Origin of the sequence: Dokdonia sp. R78006, from assembly GCF_042466145.1 — a bacterium.
Classification (GTDB): Bacteria; Bacteroidota; Bacteroidia; order Flavobacteriales; family Flavobacteriaceae; genus Dokdonia.
Genome location: NZ_JAXHBU010000001.1, coordinates 2447697 through 2468324, shown reverse-complemented (window position 1 = coordinate 2468324; position 20628 = coordinate 2447697). Strand labels below are relative to the sequence as shown.

Here is a 20628-nt window from a genome sequence, read left to right as displayed (position 1 = left end):
TAATTAATATCACCATTGAAGCACTTCCCTATTGTATCATAACAATATCTTTTTAAGAAAATCTAGCACATGGACAGCAGCTGCATGGCTTGTTGTCGTGCTTTTAAGTCTATTTGTAATAGGTTGTTCAAACACTACAAACACTGATCGAGATCATGAGGTTTTTAGATACAACGAGCAATACCAGATTTCAACATTAGATCCTGCTTTTGCTCGTAATCCGCCTATTATCTGGCCGGTGAATCAATTATTTAATGGACTTGTACAATTAGACAATGATCTTAATGTGCAGCCAGATATTGCTAAGTCTTGGATAATTTCTGAAGATGCCCTCTACTACTCTTTCACGCTACGTGATGATGTAAAGTTTCACAAACATGAAGCTTTTAATACTGTAGATAGCACAAGGAATGTGGTTGCAAGTGACTTTGTATATTCCTTTGATAGACTTACAGATCCAGCTATCGCATCACCTGGAAGTTGGGTACTTAGTAATGTGGAACATTATAAGGCAGAAAATGACAGTACTTTTACAGTAAAATTAAAGCAGCCTTTTCCAGCCTATTTAGGATTGCTTAGCATGAGATACTGCTCTGTTGTACCTAAGGAAGTGACTACTTTTTATGGAAACGAATTTAGGTCAAACCCTATAGGTACTGGTCCGTTTAAATTTAAACGTTGGGAAGAAGGCGTGAAACTCGTACTTCGTAAAAACGAATTATATTATGAGAAAGATGCTGCTGGAAATAGTCTTCCTTACTTAGAGGCGGTTGCCATTACATTTTTGCCAGACAAGCAAAGCGAATTTTTACAGTTTGCTCAAGGTAATATTGATTTTTTAAATAGTCTTGATCCTTCTTATAAAGACGAGATACTCACTGCCTCTGGAACGCTACGCGAGAAGTATGAAGATCAAGTAAATTTTGAAAAAGTGCCATGGCTCAACACTGAGTATATAGGTTTCTATCTAGATAGTAACACTCCAGAAGTGCAATCTACTTTATTACGCAAGGCAGTGAACTACGGTTTTGATCGTGAGAAAATGATCACCTATCTGCGCAATGGGATAGGAAAGCCTGCTGTAAACGGTTTTATCCCCAAGGGGCTTCCAGGTTTTAATGAGATAGAAGGTTATAATTACAATCCTACACTTGCTAAAGAACTTGTAGCTCAGTACACCGCACAAACTGGAGACCAGTCACCACAACTCACTATCGGTACAAATAGTCAGTATCTTGATATATGTGAGTACATTCAACGGGAGCTACAAAAAGTAGGACTGGATGTACAAATTGATGTGATGCCTCCATCTACCTTACGTCAGATGAAAAGTAGTGGTGAGCTAGACGCTTTCCGTGCTAGTTGGATAGCAGATTATCCAGATGCCGAAAATTACTTGAGTCTATTTTACAGTAAAAACTTCACTCCTAACGGACCTAACTACACACACTTTAAAAGTGCCACATTTGACAGTCTTTACGAGAAAAGCTTAAGTATTACAGATATTAATGAACGCAAACAGTACTACATAAAAATGGACTCTCTTATTATAGAGCAATCCCCTATCATTCCGCTTTATTATGACGAAGTAGTGCGATTTACACAGAAGACCATTTCAGGTTTTGAACCCAATGCTCAGAACTTCTTAGTGTTGAAATATGTAAAAAAGAGTAAAGAGTAGTGTGATTACGCTTTCGCGAAAGCGTACCTAAAAAAATTATAATATCGAAAACAAAGACACTTATAACACCATTTTATCACCTTCTGAGGAGACACTCTTCAAGGATCGTAATAGCAAATTCTTTGGCTATGCATTCCCCGTTACCACAGAGGAAGAAGTCAAGGAGCATATAGACGCCTTAAAAAAACAGCACTACCAAGCCAGACACTGGTGCTATGCTTATGTGTTAGGTAAGGAATACGAACAATACCGTGCAAATGACGATGGCGAGCCTTCTAATAGTGCGGGTGCTCCTATTTATGGACAGCTACAATCTTTTGATGTTACAAATGTACTTGTGGTGGTTGTAAGATATTTTGGTGGAACAAAATTAGGTGTAGGTGGTCTAATCAATGCTTATAGAACGGGTGCACAACTCGCACTTGAGAATGCTCGTATTGTAAAGAAAACAATTGATATTCCTTTCTCAGTACAATTTGAATATCCCCTACTCAACAAAGCAATGCGCTTAATAAATGATCATAAGGTGACCATTATCGAGCAAAAAATGGAAATGGACTGCGTCTTCCATCTCGCCATACGCAGAAAAGAGTCTGAAAAGGTGATTGAGGCTTTTAATGAAGTCTATGGAATTAACCTTCTAAAAGAAGATTAATTAGAGCTTCTCTAAAATGTATTTTGGGCACCTCATAGGTCTCCCAGTTTTAGTATTCATAAAGATCAATTCTGTACTTGCCACTGTTAATAACTCTTCCTTTTGGTTATAAACTTTATAATCGAACATAATACGCACCGTAGGAATATTCCTAAGTGAAGTTTCTATTTTAAGGCGATCATCGAAAAGTGCAGATTTTTTAAAGGTCGTATTTAAATTATATACCGGTAGCATAACTCCATTTTCTTCCATCCATTTATATGAAATTCCAAGCTGTTCTAGCCATTCAAGTCTCGCAATTTCAAGATATTGAGCGTAGTTACTATGGTGCACAAAGCCCATCTGGTCGGTTTCTGAGTAGCGAACTTTAACAAAAGTAATATGGTTTTTCACAGTAGAGAGGTCTAATTTTTTGTAATTTTAAATCTGATATATGATGCAACAAAATTTGCAAAAAAACAACCCTCTACTAGTTTTTTTATTACTTTTTTTGTTCACATATTTGCTTAGCTTTTAAAGGGGGCCTTATCAACAATACGATAATCCTTTTAAAAGGCATTCTGTACTAAAAAACAACCAATAATTTAACTCAACGAATGACTCTAACTGCGCAATCTGTATGGGATAATTGTCTCTCTTTTATTAAAGACAATATTACACCCCAGGCATACAAGACGTGGTTTGAACCGATTAAAGCGGTCAAGCTCACAGATAACGCATTAAGCATACAAGTGCCTAGTAAGTTCTTTTATGAATGGCTAGAAGAGCACTATGTTAAACTTCTTAAAGTTGCGCTTAACAAAGTACTAGGTGAAAATGCCAAACTGGTTTATGTAATCAGAATGGAAAACACTTACGGAAACAATCAACCGTTTACTGAAAAGATTCCTAGTGCAAATCGTAGCACTATGAAATCTCAAGATGTTGATGCTCCATTTAAAAACAAGAACCCAGAGCTTAAAAATCCTTTTGTAATTCCTGGTATCAGAAATTTACAAATTGAATCACAGCTCAATCCTAATTATAACTTTGATAACTTCCTTGAAGGCGACTCTAACCGTCTTGCACGTTCTGCAGGAATGGCAGTTGCAAATAAACCTGGAGGAACATCATTTAATCCACTACTCGTTTTTGGCGGTGTAGGTTTAGGAAAAACTCACCTTGCACACGCTATAGGTGTTCAAATAAAAGATAAATATCCAGCAAAGACTGTTTTATACATATCTGCTGAGAAGTTTACACAACAGTATATTGAGTCTGTAAAAAAGAACAACAGAAATGACTTTATACATTTCTATCAAGTTATTGATGTTCTTATTGTAGATGATATTCAATTACTAAGTGGTAAAGCAGGAACTCAAGATGTGTTCTTCCATATCTTTAATCACCTACATCAGAATGGTAAGCAAGTAATTCTTACCTCAGATAAGGCGCCGGTTGATATGCAAGACATCGAGCAACGCCTTCTTTCTCGTTTTAAATGGGGATTAAGTGCAGAGCTACAACACCCAAGCTTTGAAACGCGTATAGCCATCATAAAGCAAAAGCTATATCAAGATGGTGTTGAGATGCCAGAAGAGATTGTAGAATTTCTTGCAAATAACATCAAGACAAATGTAAGAGAGCTAGAAGGTGCTATTATATCACTTATTGCTCACTCTTCTTTCAATAAGAAAGAAATCACATTAGATTTAGCTAAGAAGATTGTAGACAACTACGTGAAGCATACGAAGCGCGAAGTATCTATAGATTACATACAAAAGATTGTATCAGATTACTTCCAGATGGATGTAGAGACACTACAGTCTAAAACTCGTAAACGTCACATTGTACAAGCGAGACAGCTCGCTATGTTCTTTGCAAAGAAGCTTACAAAGGCATCACTTGCAAGTATAGGTTCTCAAATAGGACAACGCGATCACGCAACCGTATTACACGCTTGTAAAACGGTAGATAACCTTGCCAGCACAGACAAGCAGTTTAGAAAATACGTAGAAGATTTAGGAAAGAAGCTATCTGTGTAACTTCTATCTTGAATTGATTATAATAACAAAGCCTCTACATTTTCATGTAGAGGCTTTGTTATTTTTACTGTTATAGTCAAATTTAATTCTCTTTTTCTATTTTCTTTTTTGCGACACCACTCTTAAGTGAATTGACCACTCCAACACTCGTAACAAGAATACCCGCTATGAGAAATCCAAAAATAAAATAACTACTGGCCTCAAAAACCATACACATGATTCCTATTACAACAAGCACTCCTCCAAAAGTTGATACCCATTCTCCTTTTGAACTTTTTTGAATTTTCATGATACTACTTCTATTGTTAGAAATGTCAATATACAATTAACATCACAAATAGTTAACGTCTAGGCAAATCGCTATCCTCATCTTTTAATGGAAGCTCAGAACTTCCCATTAAAAACTTATCTACGTGATGTGCTGCTTGACGTCCTTCAGAAATTGCCCAGACGATAAGGGATTGCCCCCTACGCATATCACCTGCTGCAAATACACCCGAGACATTAGTACTATAATCAGTTGCCTTAATGTTACCTCTCAAATCTGTATCGAGATGTAATTGGTCAATTAATGTTTTTTCTGGACCGGTGAAACCTAATGCTAGAAATGCCATATCACATTCCCATTCTTTTTCTGAATTAGGAACTTCTTTTAACTCTCGTCTTCCACTTTCATGAGTAATCCACTCCACTTCTGCGGTAATTAATCCCGTAAGATTTCCTGCAGCGTCACCCACAAATTCTTTGGTTGATATACTAAACACACGATCAACTCCTTCTTTATGCGAAGAACTTGTGCGTAGTCGCATAGGATAATATGGCCAAGGCTGTTCTGTAGGTCGCCCTACAGTAGGCTTATTAAGAATCTCAAAGTTAGTCACACTACTTGCTCCTTGCCTATTACTCGTGCCTATACAATCAGAACCTGTATCTCCACCTCCTATTACAACAACGTTTTTACCGGTTGCTACAATTTCTTCTTCCCAATCATTTAGACCATCTTGACGCTCGTTATTTTGCTTTAAAAAATCCATTGCTTGATACACTCCTTTAAGATGTGCACCCTTAATTGGTATGGATCTTCTTATGGTTGCTCCTCCGCACAGTACAATAGCATCGTACTCATCTTGGAGCGCCTCTACACTTATGTTATTACCCACATGCGCATTTGTTTTAAAGGTGATTCCTTCTTCTTCAAGGACCTCAAGACGACGATCTATTACATTTTTTTCCATCTTAAAATCTGGAATTCCATAACGTAGTAATCCGCCCACTTTTGCATCCCTTTCAAAAACAGTCACCGCATGTCCAGCTCTGTTAAGCTGTTGTGCCGTAGCAAGTCCAGAAGGTCCAGAACCAATAACAGCAACAGATTTCCCTGTACGTTTCACAGGTGGTTGCGCAGTAATCCATCCTTCTTCAAAAGCACGCTCTACTATATTTTTTTCTATATTTTCAATACTTACAGGGTCTTCGTTAATACCAAGAACACAAGCCTCCTCACATGGGGCAGGACAAAGTCTTCCTGTAAATTCTGGAAAATTATTAGTTGCATGTAATATCCCTGCAGCCTCTTTCCAGCGACCTTTATACACTGCATCATTAAAATCTGGTATAAGATTACCCAACGGGCATCCAGAATGACAAAATGGAATCCCGCAATCCATACACCTTCCTCCCTGCTTTTTAAGATCTGACTCTTCAAGTGGAACGGTAAATTCTTTGTAATTTTTTAAGCGTTCCTCCGGAGCTACATAGCTCTCATCTTTGCGCTTATATTCTAAAAATCCTGTTACTTTTCCCATCTCTTAGTTTGCTAATTTTTGTTCTTCCTCTAGTCTTATTAAAGCCTGGCGGTATTCTTCTGGTAACACTTTCGTGAAATTACCTATTTCCACATCCCAATTTTCTAGGAAACGTTGTGCTAGTGGAGATTGTGTGGCGTTGTAATGGTTTTCAACCAATTGTCTAAGCTCCTCACGATCTTGTGTTTCTTCTACTTTTAAGAAGTTTAAGCCCTCTGAGTTTGCTTTTCGCGAAAGCGAACTATCAACATCATACACATAAGCAATTCCTCCACTCATTCCAGCTCCGAAGTTTCTTCCCACTGCTCCTAAAATCACTGCTACTCCTCCTGTCATATACTCACAACCATGATCACCTATACCTTCTACAACAGCTCTAGCTCCCGAGTTACGTACACAAAAACGCTCTCCAGCCTTTCCATTGATGTAAGCCTCTCCAGCGGTAGCACCATAAAATGCTACGTTTCCAATAATGACATTATCTTCAGGAATTATGGTTGCCTCTACAGGTACTTTTACAATCACTTTTGCTCCAGAAAGTCCTTTACCTATATAGTCATTTGTATTTCCAGTAACCGAAAGTGTTAGTCCATGCGTTGCAAATGCTGCAAAACTCTGCCCAGCCGAACCTTCAAAGTTGATTTTTAATGTATTTTCTGGCAGCCCATTAACTCCATAAATTTTTGAGATCTCATTACTTAAAATGGCTCCTACTGCTCTGTCTTCATTTGTAATCTTAAGATCAAGCGTGGTTTTCTCTTTTCTGAATAATGCAGGGTGCGCCTGAGATATAATTTTGAAATCTAATGCTTTTTCTAAATCGTGATCTTGCTTCTCTGTATTTCGTAAGGACTGTCCTTCTTTAACAGCAATCTTGTGTAATATAGGAGACAAGTCTAGACCTAATGCTTTATACTGATCTATAGCGGTGTTTCGCTCTAGTTTTTGCACTTGCCCAACCATTTCATCTACGGTCTTGAAGCCAAGCTTTGCCATAATCTCACGAAGCTCTTGCGCCACGAAATACATGAAGTTAACTACATGTTCTGGCTTTCCTTTGAAACGCTTACGTAACTCTGGGTTTTGCGTAGCAATTCCCACAGGACAAGTATTTAAATGACATACACGCATCATAATACATCCAGAAGCCACTAGCGGTGCAGTTGCAAAACCAAACTCCTCTGCTCCCAAAAGACATGCAATTGCCACGTCTCTACCTGTTTTGAGTTGGCCATCACATTCTAATCTCACACGACCACGCAAATCATTCATAACGAGTGTTTGCTGCGCTTCGGCGAGTCCTAGCTCCCATGGAAGTCCAGTATGTTTTAATGAAGTAAGTGGCGTTGCACCAGTCCCGCCATCATGACCAGATATTAAAATAACATCTGCCTTTGCCTTTGCAACACCAGCGGCTACAGTTCCCACACCTACTTCTGACACTAACTTCACATTAATGCGTGCCTCTCTATTTGCAGATTTAAGGTCATAAATAAGTTGTGATAGATCTTCAATCGAGTAAATATCATGGTGCGGTGGCGGAGAAATCAATCCTACATAAGGAGTAGAATTACGTGTTTTTGCAATTTCTGGATTTACTTTAGGTCCAGGTAGCTGTCCTCCTTCACCAGGCTTAGCTCCTTGTGCCATTTTAATTTGAATCTCTGCAGCATTTGTAAGGTAATTTGAGGTCACCCCAAATCGCCCAGAAGCTACCTGCTTGATTGCACTGTTTTTCCAATCACCGTTTACATCTTTATAAAAACGCTCTTGATTTTCCCCTCCTTCGCCAGAATTTGATTTACCATCTATACGATTCATCGCTACAGCTAGTGTTTCATGCGCCTCTTTACTAATAGATCCATAAGACATTGCTCCCGTTTTAAAACGCTTTACAATATCCGTCCAGGGCTCTACTTCGTCAATGTCTATAGGATCATAGTTTGTAAACTCAAACAAGCCCCTAATAGTCATTAGTTGTTTAGCTTGATTATTTACACGATCTGCATATTCCTTATAAATTACTGGCTTATTGCTTCGTACAGATTCTTGAAGTTTTGCAATCGTAAGCGGATTAAATAAATGAGCCTCCCCGTCTCTTCGCCATCTGTACTCACCACCTATTTCTAGTGGTAAGTCTGCAGCAATTTCCTTTTTATCGTAAGCAGCTGTATGACGCTTACTTATTTCTCCTTCTAATTGGTGTAATCCAACACCCTCAATTCTAGTCACCGTGCGCGGAAAATATTTTGAAACTACTTTTTTACTAATACCTATACATTCAAATAGTTGCGAACTGCGATATGAATTAAGTGTAGAAATTCCAATCTTGTTCATCACCTTAAGCACACCCTTACCTACAGCTTTATTGAAATTTTGAATAGCCTCCTCTACATCTACACTAGCAAGCTCAAGATCTTCTGGATGATTTTCTATAATCTCATTAACCATATAAGGATTAATCGCACTCGCACCATAACCAAACAATAACGCAAAATGATGCACCTCTCTAGGCTCTGCAGATTCAATAATTAAACTTAATTGAGATCTCTTCTTATGAGTTGCTAGTCCGTTGTTTATATAAGAGCAGGCAAGCAATGCTGGTATAGGTGCCTCTGTAAGTGACGTATTTCTATCTGATAGAATAACAATATTTGCCCCCTCATCAAGCTGCTTGCTTACATTTTGCAACAGTTTTTCTAGCGCTTCTTCAAGACCGTTATGACCTCTCTCTACCTGATATAGCATCGGCACAGAAACCACTTTGAAGTTTTTATCATCTAGACTTTTTATCTTATCTAAATCTTGTTTTGATATAACTGGATTTTGAATTTTAAGTTTTCTACAATGCTCGGGATTTATGTCAAAAATATTATAATCGGCTCCCAAGGTTAGAGAAATATCTGTAATCAACTCTTCTCTAATACCATCTAGTGGTGGGTTTGTAACCTGAGCAAATAATTGTTTGAAGTAGTTATAAATGAGTTGCGATCTTTCTGAAAGCGCAGCAATAGGAGCATCATTACCCATAGAACCTATAGGCTCCTTAGCATTTGCTGCCATGGGTAGTATAATTGTATTTATATCTTCTTGTGTGTACCCAAAGGTGATCAAACGCTCCTTGAGGGGCGCTTCATTTAAAAATAGCGGACACTCATTATAAGGAATGTCCCTTAAGTGAATTAAATTTTCATCAAGCCATTCTTGATACGGGTGACGCGTTGCAATCTCCTCTTTTATTTCCTCATCGTTAATGATACGACCTTGCGCCATATCTACTAGAAACATCTTACCTGGTTCTAAACGACCGTGGAACTGCACATTGCTAGGCTCAATATCTACCACACCAATTTCTGAAGCCATAATCACGTAGCCATCCTTTGTAACAGAATAACGCGATGGACGCAATCCATTACGATCAAGTACCGCTCCTATATAATTACCATCTGTAAACGGAATAGACGCTGGACCATCCCAAGGCTCCATAAGGCAGGAGTTAAATTCATAAAAAGCACGTTTTGCAGGAGACATCTCCTTATTTTTTTCCCACGCTTCTGGCACGAGCATCATCATTACCTCTGGAAGTGAGCGGCCGGTCATTAATAACAGCTCTACCACCATATCCATAGACGCACTATCAGATTTACCTGGGATTACCACTGGTAACACAGCTTTGATATCCTCCCCAAAAAGCGGACTCTCCATAAGCTCTTCTCGCGAATACATACGAGTTACATTCCCTCGCAACGTATTAATCTCTCCATTATGGCACATGTATCTAAAAGGCTGTGCAAGATCCCATGTAGGGAATGTATTTGTTGAAAAACGCTGATGCACAAGTGCCAGACGTGTCACAACCCTAGGATCCATCAAGTCCTTATAATAGACCTTAATATCTTGAGGCATTAGTAGCCCCTTATAAATGATTGTTTTGGTAGAAAAACTAGGCACATAAAAGAATGAACTTTCAGATAGCTTAGAATCATATATGGTGTGTTCTGCAATTTTACGTGCAGTAAATAATTTTAAATTAAATGCAAATTCTGGAGTTGGTTTTTGTTGCGCTTTCGCGAAAGCGGGATTCTTATCACCACCGTCATACGAAACAAAGATTTGCTTTACAAAGGGTTCTGAAACCTGAGCAATCTCACCCAAAATAGATTTATCTACCGGTACATCTCTCCATCCTATAATATGTATACCTTGATCCGTAAGGTTCTTTTCAAACACCGAAATACAGTAATCTCGTTGGTTTTGTTTACGAGGAAGGAACACATTACTCACAGCATAACTTCCTTCTTGTGGCAACTCAAAATCACAGCTCGCTTGAAAATAATCGTGAGGTATATCTATAAGGATTCCTGCGCCATCTCCCGTTCTTCCATCTGCACTTACAGCTCCTCGATGCTCTAGTTTTTCTAGAATTTCTAGTGCTTTATGAATAATGTCATTTGACTTTATTCCTTTTAAACTACAAATGAATCCCGCTCCACAAGCATCGTGTTCAAATTCTTTTAAATATAATCCCTGATCCTTAAGCATTGTCTACATTTTTATGGTGAAACCATCATTACTTATTCACAAGATAATCCTACTTATCTAAGTCTCAAAAACCACCACACATTATTGCGATTAATAAATTATAGACACCACTTAATTCATATAACCTCATTAAAACATAGGTTATTTTATCATATTCAAATTAATAAAATTGCTCAAAAACCACGAAAACGTTATCGCCATTGCAACGAATACCGCCTAAGACCAAAATATCCTTAATAATTTAACTCATTTAGCACTAAAAACCCAACAACCCAAAAACACATATCACAACAAAATCACAAATTATTTACCACACCCCTAATTTTTTAGGGGTGATTTTAAAAAAAACATAAAAATTTACAAAACAACACCACAATTTATAGCCTTAACTAAATTTTAAGATACATTTGGGAACTAATCAACAATAAAACCACACTCTTATGAAGTCCATTATTACGTTCTTAGTACTAGCCATTACAACCACTTCCTTATTTGCTCAGGAAGAATCAACAAAGAAAAAATTTACTGTAGAAGGAAGTGTTGACACATACTTTAGACAAAATCTTTCTGGACCTAATGGCGAGGATGCTATCGCTCCAAATACCTCCTTTGCAAATCGCAATGGTTTTGCAATTGGTATGGCAAATGTGATAGGTTCTTTTGAAAGTGAAAATGGAAAAGTAGGTGCTGTCGCAGATTTAGTTTTTGGCCCTAGAGGTGAAGAAGCTGTTTTCTTATCTGGACCTTCTTCAAATATTGTAAACCAACTTTACGTATACTGGAATGTTTCGGAAAAAGTAAAACTTACTTTAGGAAACTTTAATACCTTCTTAGGTTATGAAGTAATCTCTCCTACTCTCAACTTTAACTACTCAACGTCTTATATGTTTTCATATGGACCATTTTCTCATACGGGTATAAAAGCAGACTTTACTTTATCTGAAGATTGGAGCGCTATGGTAGGTGTACTTAACCAGACAGATGCTACAGAATTTAATTTTGATAACGATTACACACTAGGCGCTCAGCTAGGTTATAAATCCACGTATCTTAATTTCTTGTATGGAAAGCAAGGAGGAAGTACAGAAAGTACATTCCAAGTAGATCTTACTACTGGTCACGATCTATCAGATGACTTTTACCTAGGTCTTAACGCAACATACAATGACACAGACGGAGCTTCATTTTATGGTGTTGCGCTATATCCACAATACAAAACATCAGAATCTTTTACACTAGGACTGAGAGGAGAATACTTTGCAGAAGCAGAAGGTGGTGCTGGAGCCATAGGAGGTTATGATGATGAAGGAGATGCATCTGTACTTGCAGTTACTCTTACTGGAAGTTATACCGTAGGTGACCTTACCATCAAACCAGAATTTCGCTTAGACAGTGCTAGTGAAGACACATTCCTTGATACTGACCTTGAACCTAACAGCTCATTATCTTCATTTCTAATTGCAGGTATCTATAAATTCTAATAAAACTAATCTCTAATTATGATACAACTATTAAACTCAATTATGCCTAATCTCATGTTTATACAAGACACTGTAAGTCCTGAAGATTTAGAAAATGCAATCACTGCGATAAATGGAGACATAGGAATGCTTTGGATGCTACTATCTGGTATTCTAGTATTCTTTATGCAAGCCGGATTCACATTAGTAGAATCTGGAATGACACGTTCTAAAAATGCCGTAAATATTGCAATGAAAAACCTACTAGACATTTGCGTAGGTTCTTTAACATACTGGATTGTAGGATACTCTCTGATGTATGGAGACACTTCTAACGGTTGGTTTTTCTGGAGTGGTCTTTTTCAAGGAGAAGGCGCAGATCTTTTCTTCCAAACCATGTTTGCTGCAACAGCTGCAACCATCGTGTCTGGAGCAATTGCAGGTAGAACAAAATACTCAACATACATTATATTCTCTCTAATAATGACAGCCGTTATTTATCCTATTTCAGGAGGATGGCAATGGCAAGGAGAAGGCTGGTTATCTAACCTAGGCTTCATTGATTTTGCTGGATCATCTATTGTACACTCTGTAGGTGGATGGGCTGCATTAGTTGCTGCTATATTAGTAGGACCACGCATTGGAAAATTTGTCGATGGAAAAGTATTTGAAATCCCAGGACACAACCAAGTACTAGCCACTCTAGGTGTATTTATTCTTTGGTTAGGATGGTTTGGTTTTAATGGTGGATCTCAACTCGCTTGGGGTGGAGCAGATGCTATAGGAGCTTCAAACGTTGTATTAATCACAAATCTATCTGCTGCTGGAGGAGGACTAGGTGCATTAATAACAACGTGGATCTGGTATGGAAAACCACACCTAGCACAAACCTTAAATGGAGCCCTTGCCGGTTTAGTAAGTATTACTGCGGGTTGTGGTAATATGAGCGCTGGAGGAGCGGTTTTAGCTGGATTAATAGGAGGTATCCTAGTCGTATTTTCAATAGAGTTTATCGAGAAGAAACTTAAAATTGACGATGCAGTAGGTGCAGTTTCAGTACACGGAGTTGTAGGTGTTTGGGGAACCATAGTAATTGGACTTTGGGGAATTGATGGAGATGCAGGAATAGGCCTACTTAATGGTGGTGGCGCTAGTCAACTAGGCGTTCAAGCATTAGGTGCTTTGGCGTATGCAGCATGGTCTATTGGCTTATCATTCATCATTTTATTTGCACTTAAGAAGACTATTGGACTACGTGTAAGTAAAGAAATAGAAGAATTAGGTCTTGATATGGCAGAACACGGTACCATAGCTTACCCAGGAAAAAGAGATAGAGGTGAGTAATTAAATATCAACCTCAATTCGCATATTTTACTTTAATTTTAAAACCCTGACCAGATGGTCAGGGTTTTTTATTATCGGTATTTTATTACGCTTTCGCGAAAGCGTATATAAATTAAGTACCTTAGAGTAATGAACGAACAAGCTCCCACCACTACAAAGATCTTAATGGTTTGCCTAGGAAACATATGCCGCTCTCCGCTAGCCGAAGGTATTTTAAGATCTAAGCTAGACGAAACTCTTTTTACTGTAGACTCCGTAGGTACAGGAGATTGGCACGTTGGTAATCCGCCAGATCCTAGGAGCGTAAAAGTAGGATTATCTCATGGTGTGGATATCTCAGGACTTAGAGGGAGACAGTTATCTGAAAGTGATTTTAATGATTTTGATCATATTTATGTGATGGATCAAAACAATCTGGAAGATGTGCTAGCCAAAGCAACTTCAGATGAGCAGCGCCGTAAAGTAGTGATGATTCTCGATGTAGTGTTTCATGGAGAAAAAGTAGATGTTCCAGATCCATATCATGGAAGTGCAGAAGACTTTGAGAGAGTATATGAAATGCTGGATACCGCATGCGATCATATCGCAAAGGAACTAGCGTAATTTATTACATCATACATCTTATTAGAAATTATAGACATTGCAAAAGTAAATATTGCTCATATGAGACGATGTATTTATATTGCAACCCATACGATAACCCCAACCTATAAACTACTTACCTATGAGTTCATTTACCGCAACTGGAAAATTATATCTGATACCTACGACTCTAGGTGACACAAGCGCTCTAGAAGTAATGCCTATCTCAGTAAAAAAGGTGGTAGAATTTATAGATACGTATATCGTAGAAAACGAAAAAACAGCACGTCGCTCCATTAAAGCGATATCTCCTGGCAAATCACAACCCTCATTAAAATTATTCCCATTAAATAAATACACAGATATTGCTGAGCTCCCATCGTATTTAGAGCCATGTTTACAAGGGGAATCTGTAGGGTTACTATCTGAGGCTGGAGTTCCAGGTGTTGCAGATCCTGGAGCAGAAGTTGTAAAAATTGCCCATCAAAAAGGCATTCAGGTGGTACCACTTGTAGGTCCATCTTCTATACTCATGGCAATGATGAGCAGCGGTATGAATGGTCAAAATTTTGCTTTTAATGGATATCTACCTATTGACGCACAACAGCGTAAGCAAGAGTTGAAACGATTAGAACGATTATCTTCTGAGCAGGGACAAACGCAATTATTCATTGAGACTCCGTATCGCAATAATAAGATGCTAGAAGACATTTGCAATACTGTTCATCCTGAAACACAAGTTTGTATTGCTTGCGATATCACGCTTCCTACAGAATATATAGTTACAAAAAGTGCTTCTTTCTGGAAAACTAATGCACCAGACTTACACAAAAGACCTGCAATTTTTATAATTCACAAGTCATATTAAGTTAGCGCCTCAAATTAGCTGGCCTAGGATATTTTTGTTGGATTTTTTTGATCATAGGTTCTAGACCATTTACTTTAATTTCCATCATTTCTTGAAGTAACCTTCCCAGCTTACCTTCTGGAAAACCTTGTTGTCTAAACCACACAAAATAAGATTCTGGCAGATCTACTAAGTACCAACCTTTATATTTACCAAAAGGCATTCTATAATAAGCCATCTCGATGAGGTGATCCTGTGCTTCTTTATGTATATCTGCCATGCTTGTTATTTCTTAATCACCGTTTTACCCTCAATCGTTATTGCCGAACCTTCTATCAAATATATAGAAGTAGGCTTCTGTGTTTGTAGGAAGCTAAATTTAGCACCGTACATCGCCTCAAAGTCAATATCAAACGTTGCTTTCTTTATAGGATGATAATTCCATCGCGGGTGCGTTACCTCGTACTCATTAGTTTTAAACTTAGAAGGACTCGCATATCCCCAATAATGTTCTGATATGAACTCCATCTCACTATTCTTCTCAATAGGTTGTGAAGCTACAGCGGCCTCTATATTAATAGACTGCCACGTGCCATCCTTTTTCCATCCATATGAGATCTTGCGATGTTCACTTGTAATCTCCCACTCATGTCGCATGGGTAAGGTTTCATAGCTCTCATTATAAAGTGCATTTGCAACAAAAGAAATTGCAGGCTTAGGAACTACTTCTTTTATAAACACTGCTCCACGTTTCCAAATACCACCATCTTTTCTACGCACGTAAAAACGCAGATTCACTTCCTCAAAATTTACGTGAAACGGAATTTTAATACCCTTAATACGCGTATCCATAAACATAAAGGCAATGACACTCACATAACATTTACCTTCATAAAAATCTAACTCTGTTCCATAAGGGACATATGGCTCTAAAAGAGCTGGATCTACCTCATAATTTATAAAAGCAAGCTGGCGCCATACTGCGGTAAGGAAGCTCATAGAATTATAGTGTGATAGTAATTAATGTAAAGTAGTGCGAGTCTCACCTAGACTGTAAAGTAGGATCGCCTACTGCTGATACACTTTTACACCATCTACATACGTAGCAGCGACTTTTAAGTTAGGAATCTTATCCTCTTCCACCGTCATGATATCTTCATCCATGATGATGAAATCTGCAAACTTTCCAGTTTCAATACTTCCTTTCTCGTCTTCTTCAAAATTTGAATAGGCAGCCCAGATTGTCATTCCTTTTAAAGTTTCTTCTCTAGTAAGTGCATTCTCCATTTGATATCCACCTTCTGGATATTGTTTTAAATCTTTACGAGCAACAGATGCATAAAATGTATAAAACGGACTTACCTGCTCTACAGGAAAATCTGTTCCTAGGATTACAATTCCTGACTGATTTAATAAGTCTTTGTATGCATAAGCTCCTTTGATACGCTCTGCTCCTACTCTATCTTCTGCCCAGTACATATCGCTAGTCGCGTGTGTAGGCTGTACAGAAGGTAAAATCTTATCACTAAAAACATCAAAATCTTCTCTTGATACTATTTGTGCATGTTCTACTTTCCATCTTGGATCTGTTTTTGAAGCTAGCACTTTTTCATAAGCTCTTAGTACGACTACGTTTGCACTATCACCTATGGCATGTGTATTCATTTGGAAATCTGCTGCGGCGATACGCTTTGCAAGATCATTCATCTCTTCAGATGGTGTGATCATCGCTCCAAAATGTCCATCCTTATCACTATAAGCCTCACGCATTGTCGCTCCACGAGAACCAAGAGCTCCATCACCATATACTTTTATAGAACGTACATTAAGACGATCTGTTTTTACTTTTCCTGTAGTTAGGTAGTGATCTAGATTTTCTTCATTATTAGATAACATTGCATATACTCTCATTTGCAAACTTCCAGCTTGCTGAAGACTATCTATAAGTTCTACAATGTTTTTATTAAGACCTGCATCATTTACTGTAGTAAGACCGTAAGAAAAACAAAGCTCCTGTGCTTCTAGTAACACTTGAGCACTTTCGGCAGTGCTAGGTTGTGGTAATACTGCGTCAACTAATGTTTGCGGTGTGTCAATAAGAACACCCGTTACTTTGCCGTCTACAAGTACGACTTCTCCTCCACTTACCTTTGTAGAAGCATCTATACTAGCAAGATCTAACGCTTTTTGATTTACTAAATATGCGTGACCGTCCACACGCTCTAAAACAACAGGAACATCTGGAAATAAAGCATCAAGCTTCTCCTTAGTAGGAAATTCTTTTACAGCCCAATCGTTCTGATCCCATCCTCTTCCTCTCAACACAGTTGCATCAGGATTTGCCTTTGCAAAGGCAGATACTTTTGCAATTACCTCATCATAACTTTCAGTACCAACGAGATCTGCTATTTGGAGGTTTTGACCAAGTCCATAAAAGTGACAGTGACCATCTATAAGTCCTGGCAACACAGTTTTTCCTGTAGCATCTATTGTTTCAGCAGCTTCATACTTTTCGGTAATGTCGTTAGACGTACCTACTGCTATAAATTTCCCATCTTTGATTGCAAAAGATTCCGCTTTCGCGAAAGCGTTATCTACCGTATACACATTTGCATTTGTGACAATAAGGTCTACAGATTGCTTAGTCTCGCAAGAGAATAATAAAGGAAGAATTGCTAAAGAATATAGAATTTTACGCATCGTTGGTTTTTTGTTTAAAAATACAAAAGACTCCTAGTACGTTGATAGTTTTTATCTAAGATTATGAACCTCAAGATTAACTTTTGCATCTTGTGGTGACCTATAATTGGGGTGAAGATCAATTTCTAAATCATAAGTAATATTATACATCTCCAGAACTGCATCTATTCTATCTTTTCTGAGTTTTGCCTCTCGAGTTTTCAAGATGTACATATTGTACATCTTCACAGAATGTGTCAGAAATTTGTAAGCGAAAATAAAAATGAAGAAAGGTAATCCATACAATTTAAAAATCAGATAATATCCAGGGGGTTTCATGGATTCAAGTATCGTATACATGTAATGTAGAAAATAAACTCCCACGCCTATTAAGAACAAACCTAATAGACCAAAGACAAATACACTTTTAAACTTTGATCTCCTTTCAATTTTAGCATACTCAAAAAGAACATTAACCTCTCTTAGCCTGTTTTTGAATTTTGTAGAAAATAGCTTTTTTGAGCACGTACGGTTAAAGTCTGGTTTGCATTTTGTGAGATTACAAATTGAACCCTCACGTAAGTTTTTACGCTGGTGATTACAAAGTTCGCAGTGCCAATTATTGTTCAATAGTCTCTAATATCTTAAATAACTGCTACTATCTTAATAACAGACTGGCTTAAAGATATACATTATAGAAAAAACCACCCTGACTCTGCACCACATTTTCAACATTTGAAAACTGTACATCTGAGTAGTTGTTTACATTACAACACTCTCCCTCTTGAAACTCCACGTCAAAAGACAAATCTGTATCAAAACCATCAGGAACTGTTATACGCAACACTACATTAGAGCGACTTTCAGAAAAAGCATTAAGTGCTACTTGAGCCATTTGTGACTCATCAGATATACCCGTAAAAAAAGGGAAGTCTGCATTATTCGACACATCTGTAACTACTAGTTCATCAAAAGAATATGTATCGTTAAAGAATACATCCTCTCCAGTTTCGGAGTCTAAGAATTGTATAATAATATTACCTGACGCACAAGATACTGCACTGCAATCTGCTAGAGCGCTGTCTAAATCACTACTACAAGAACTCAGCATAATAATGAATGCTAGCGCACCTATTAATCTCTTCATAACCTTAGGGGTTTATATGGAAGATGCACTCTTTGTAGAAAGGTTGCTTTTAAAAGTCAAATTTATAAGTAGCTCCCACCATTCCTTGAAGACCTTGCACTTCATAGTTAAGCCATTTCTCGTAATTACTGTCTAGAATATTGTTTACACGAGCAAATGCAGACAGACGATTATTAAAGCGATAGCCCACATGAGCATTTGCATCAAAATAGCTATCTAGGGTTTCCACTGTATTTGTAATCAAAAGATCTGCAGGGTCGTTACTAGATACTAAATCACTGCGTTCTCCCATGAAGAATAAGTTTACTCCGGCAAACCATTTTTCTGTAATCTGGTAATCTGCAAAAACAGATGCCTGCAAGTCTGGAAGGTTCCAAGCTTCTTGCTGGCTATCTGTGTTATAAGTATAATATTGACCGTTTACTTTCATTTTAAAGTTTGCATTCACATCAAAATTAAGCTCTGCAAATACTCCTACCGTATTGATATCATCATAAGCAATTGAGAAAGAGTTTCCGTTTGCATATCCATTTGCACCAAAGCCATTACCGCTTTGCGAGTATGGATTGTGAATGAATAAAGCCTTATCACTCTCTGCCGTATAACTTGCACGTAGGTTATAACTCAAAGCTTCAGATAATTTACCCTTCATTCCTAAATAACCGTCATACTGTTTATCTGTTGGCTTGATAGTAAGTGTAGGTGAGATAAATGGATTTTCTTGAGCAAAGTCATGGTAGTTATTTTGCTGTAATCCACCTTCAAGTCCTGCATACGCAATGAAATAATCTCCAGCCACTCGGTAAGAAGCTGTAATTTTTGGATACACAAAAAAGTTTGTTTCACTGGCCTCAGTATCAAGCGACACCATAGCCTCTACTCCTAAAGTCACCTCAAGATCATCTCTTAAAATTACAAGACTTGGATTAATCCCCGCATTAAGAAAGCTATAGTTGATTTCTGTATCTACGGTACCAAATGCGTTGTCAAAAGAACCACTTACATAATCTGCTGTTACTTTAGTAGTAATAAGCTCTCCCGCAATAGGAAACTCAAATGTAGGAGCAACTACTGCTCTAAGTTCGCCGCTATCTTGATCATCACCAAAGTATCTCAACGTAGCATTTGCTTTCTTAAAGAAAGAATCTTGCAAACTCACACTACCATTTAATCCTGCTGTGAGAAAAGAATGAGACACGTCAAAATCTTCATTAAATAAAGGCGTGTTACCTGCTCCGTTAATTGTCTTAAGTTCCTCAGGAATTCCATACCAATTATATACTTGATGTTTTGCATCAAGATCTGCTCTCCATGTCATATCACGCTCACGCGCTCCGTAACTTAAATTAAGTCTGCTATCATAAAAATAATCGTCAACTACAGTACCGTCTATTCCGCCCTGAGAAGAATTATGGTTTAAAAAGACACCAAAATCCTCTGTACGGCTTATTTGAAAATTACTATAAAGCTCTGCTAAAACAGATGTATAGCTACCAAAACCAACAGTTGCATAGTTATCATACAACTTCTCTTTTTTAGTTTTCTTTACTACGGCAGCTTTGCCTTTGGCTGGAGTAAACGTACTCGCTACAGGCACAGAAAAGATGCTATAAGTCACCTTCTTTTTTGCTGTAGTGATAGAGTCATTAAGCGCAGGAGTCGCTTTTACTTTAAAAGCATCACTTATGGTAGGAGTATACGCTTTTACAACGTTTACCACTTCTGTACCTATGGTAGACTCTTCTTCTTGTGCAGTAACTACTTGAACAAAAAGCATTGCAAATGCAACAAGTCCTAAGTTATATAATGTATTGAATGAACGATTCATATAATGTATTGTCTTAATTCGTTAGACGTTTGTC

At 37.8% G+C, this 20628-nt stretch carries 17 protein-coding genes; 7 read left to right on the top strand and 10 right to left on the bottom strand.

Going from position 1 to position 20628, the window contains the following annotated elements; genetic code table 11:
• Positions 1 to 31 precede the first annotated feature (31 nt).
• Positions 32 to 1681 carry an ABC transporter substrate-binding protein gene (locus SJY37_RS11000; protein WP_379953066.1) on the top strand — a complete coding sequence of 550 codons (1650 nt, stop codon included), beginning with the start codon at positions 32 to 34 and terminating at the stop codon, positions 1679 to 1681.
• A 43-nt stretch (positions 1682 to 1724) separates the two neighbouring features.
• A complete protein-coding gene (locus SJY37_RS10995; RefSeq protein WP_298325452.1) occupies positions 1725 to 2336 on the top strand; it encodes a YigZ family protein in 612 nt (203 codons plus the stop codon).
• Here SJY37_RS10995 and SJY37_RS10990 read toward each other — a convergent pair whose 3' ends face one another.
• Entirely contained in the window at positions 2337 to 2729 is a 393-nt protein-coding gene (locus SJY37_RS10990) for a thioesterase family protein (protein ID WP_144783688.1), read from the bottom strand. It lies immediately after the preceding gene.
• Between the two features lie 203 nt (positions 2730 to 2932).
• Here SJY37_RS10990 and dnaA point away from each other — a divergent pair, with 203 nt between their 5' ends.
• Entirely contained in the window at positions 2933 to 4360 is a 1428-nt protein-coding gene (gene dnaA / locus SJY37_RS10985; protein WP_013749500.1) for a chromosomal replication initiator protein DnaA, read from the top strand.
• A gap of 82 nt (positions 4361 to 4442) precedes the next feature.
• Here dnaA and SJY37_RS10980 read toward each other — a convergent pair whose 3' ends face one another.
• From SJY37_RS10980 to gltB, 3 genes are read right to left on the bottom strand one after another with little or no spacing between them, the layout of a single operon-like run.
• A complete protein-coding gene (locus SJY37_RS10980; RefSeq protein WP_298324198.1) occupies positions 4443 to 4649 on the bottom strand; it encodes a hypothetical protein in 207 nt (68 codons plus the stop codon).
• A gap of 52 nt (positions 4650 to 4701) precedes the next feature.
• Entirely contained in the window at positions 4702 to 6165 is a 1464-nt protein-coding gene (locus SJY37_RS10975) for a glutamate synthase subunit beta (protein ID WP_298324194.1), read from the bottom strand.
• Positions 6166 to 6168: 3 nt separating this feature from the next.
• Complete coding sequence (gene gltB, locus SJY37_RS10970) at positions 6169 to 10707, bottom strand: glutamate synthase large subunit (protein WP_298324191.1); 4539 nt, start codon at positions 10705 to 10707, stop codon at positions 6169 to 6171.
• Positions 10708 to 11147: 440 nt separating this feature from the next.
• Between gltB and SJY37_RS10965 the strand changes: the two genes are divergently transcribed.
• The 4 genes from SJY37_RS10965 to SJY37_RS10950 all read left to right on the top strand — a co-directional run bounded on the left by SJY37_RS10965 (position 11148) and on the right by SJY37_RS10950 (position 14961).
• On the top strand, positions 11148 to 12188 hold the full coding sequence (locus SJY37_RS10965; RefSeq protein WP_298324188.1) for a porin: 1041 nt from the start codon (positions 11148 to 11150) through the stop codon (positions 12186 to 12188).
• Positions 12189 to 12242: 54 nt separating this feature from the next.
• Complete coding sequence (locus tag SJY37_RS10960) at positions 12243 to 13511, top strand: ammonium transporter (protein WP_298325449.1); 1269 nt, start codon at positions 12243 to 12245, stop codon at positions 13509 to 13511.
• Between the two features lie 129 nt (positions 13512 to 13640).
• Entirely contained in the window at positions 13641 to 14114 is a 474-nt protein-coding gene (locus tag SJY37_RS10955) for a low molecular weight protein-tyrosine-phosphatase (RefSeq protein ID WP_298324185.1), read from the top strand.
• A 121-nt stretch (positions 14115 to 14235) separates the two neighbouring features.
• On the top strand, positions 14236 to 14961 hold the full coding sequence (locus tag SJY37_RS10950; protein WP_298324182.1) for an SAM-dependent methyltransferase: 726 nt from the start codon (positions 14236 to 14238) through the stop codon (positions 14959 to 14961).
• Position 14962: 1 nt separating this feature from the next.
• Here SJY37_RS10950 and SJY37_RS10945 read toward each other — a convergent pair whose 3' ends face one another.
• The 6 genes from SJY37_RS10945 to SJY37_RS10920 form a co-directional block, all read right to left on the bottom strand.
• Positions 14963 to 15220, bottom strand: a complete 258-nt coding sequence (locus SJY37_RS10945; protein ID WP_013749509.1) for a DUF3820 family protein — start codon at positions 15218 to 15220, stop codon at positions 14963 to 14965.
• A 5-nt stretch (positions 15221 to 15225) separates the two neighbouring features.
• Entirely contained in the window at positions 15226 to 15939 is a 714-nt protein-coding gene (locus tag SJY37_RS10940) for a YqjF family protein (RefSeq protein WP_298324176.1), read from the bottom strand.
• Between the two features lie 69 nt (positions 15940 to 16008).
• The gene (locus tag SJY37_RS10935) at positions 16009 to 17640 is read right to left on the bottom strand and encodes an amidohydrolase (RefSeq protein ID WP_298324173.1); all 1632 of its coding nucleotides are present in this window, start codon (positions 17638 to 17640) and stop codon (positions 16009 to 16011) included.
• 51 nt (positions 17641 to 17691) lie between these two features.
• Positions 17692 to 17853, bottom strand: a complete 162-nt coding sequence (locus tag SJY37_RS10930) for a hypothetical protein (RefSeq protein ID WP_298324167.1) — start codon at positions 17851 to 17853, stop codon at positions 17692 to 17694.
• A 445-nt stretch (positions 17854 to 18298) separates the two neighbouring features.
• A complete protein-coding gene (locus SJY37_RS10925; RefSeq protein WP_379953065.1) occupies positions 18299 to 18766 on the bottom strand; it encodes a hypothetical protein in 468 nt (155 codons plus the stop codon).
• Positions 18767 to 18815: 49 nt separating this feature from the next.
• Positions 18816 to 20594: a TonB-dependent receptor gene (locus SJY37_RS10920; RefSeq protein ID WP_379953064.1), complete on the bottom strand. Its 1779-nt coding sequence runs from the start codon at positions 20592 to 20594 to the stop codon at positions 18816 to 18818.
• Positions 20595 to 20628: the final 34 nt, after the last annotated feature.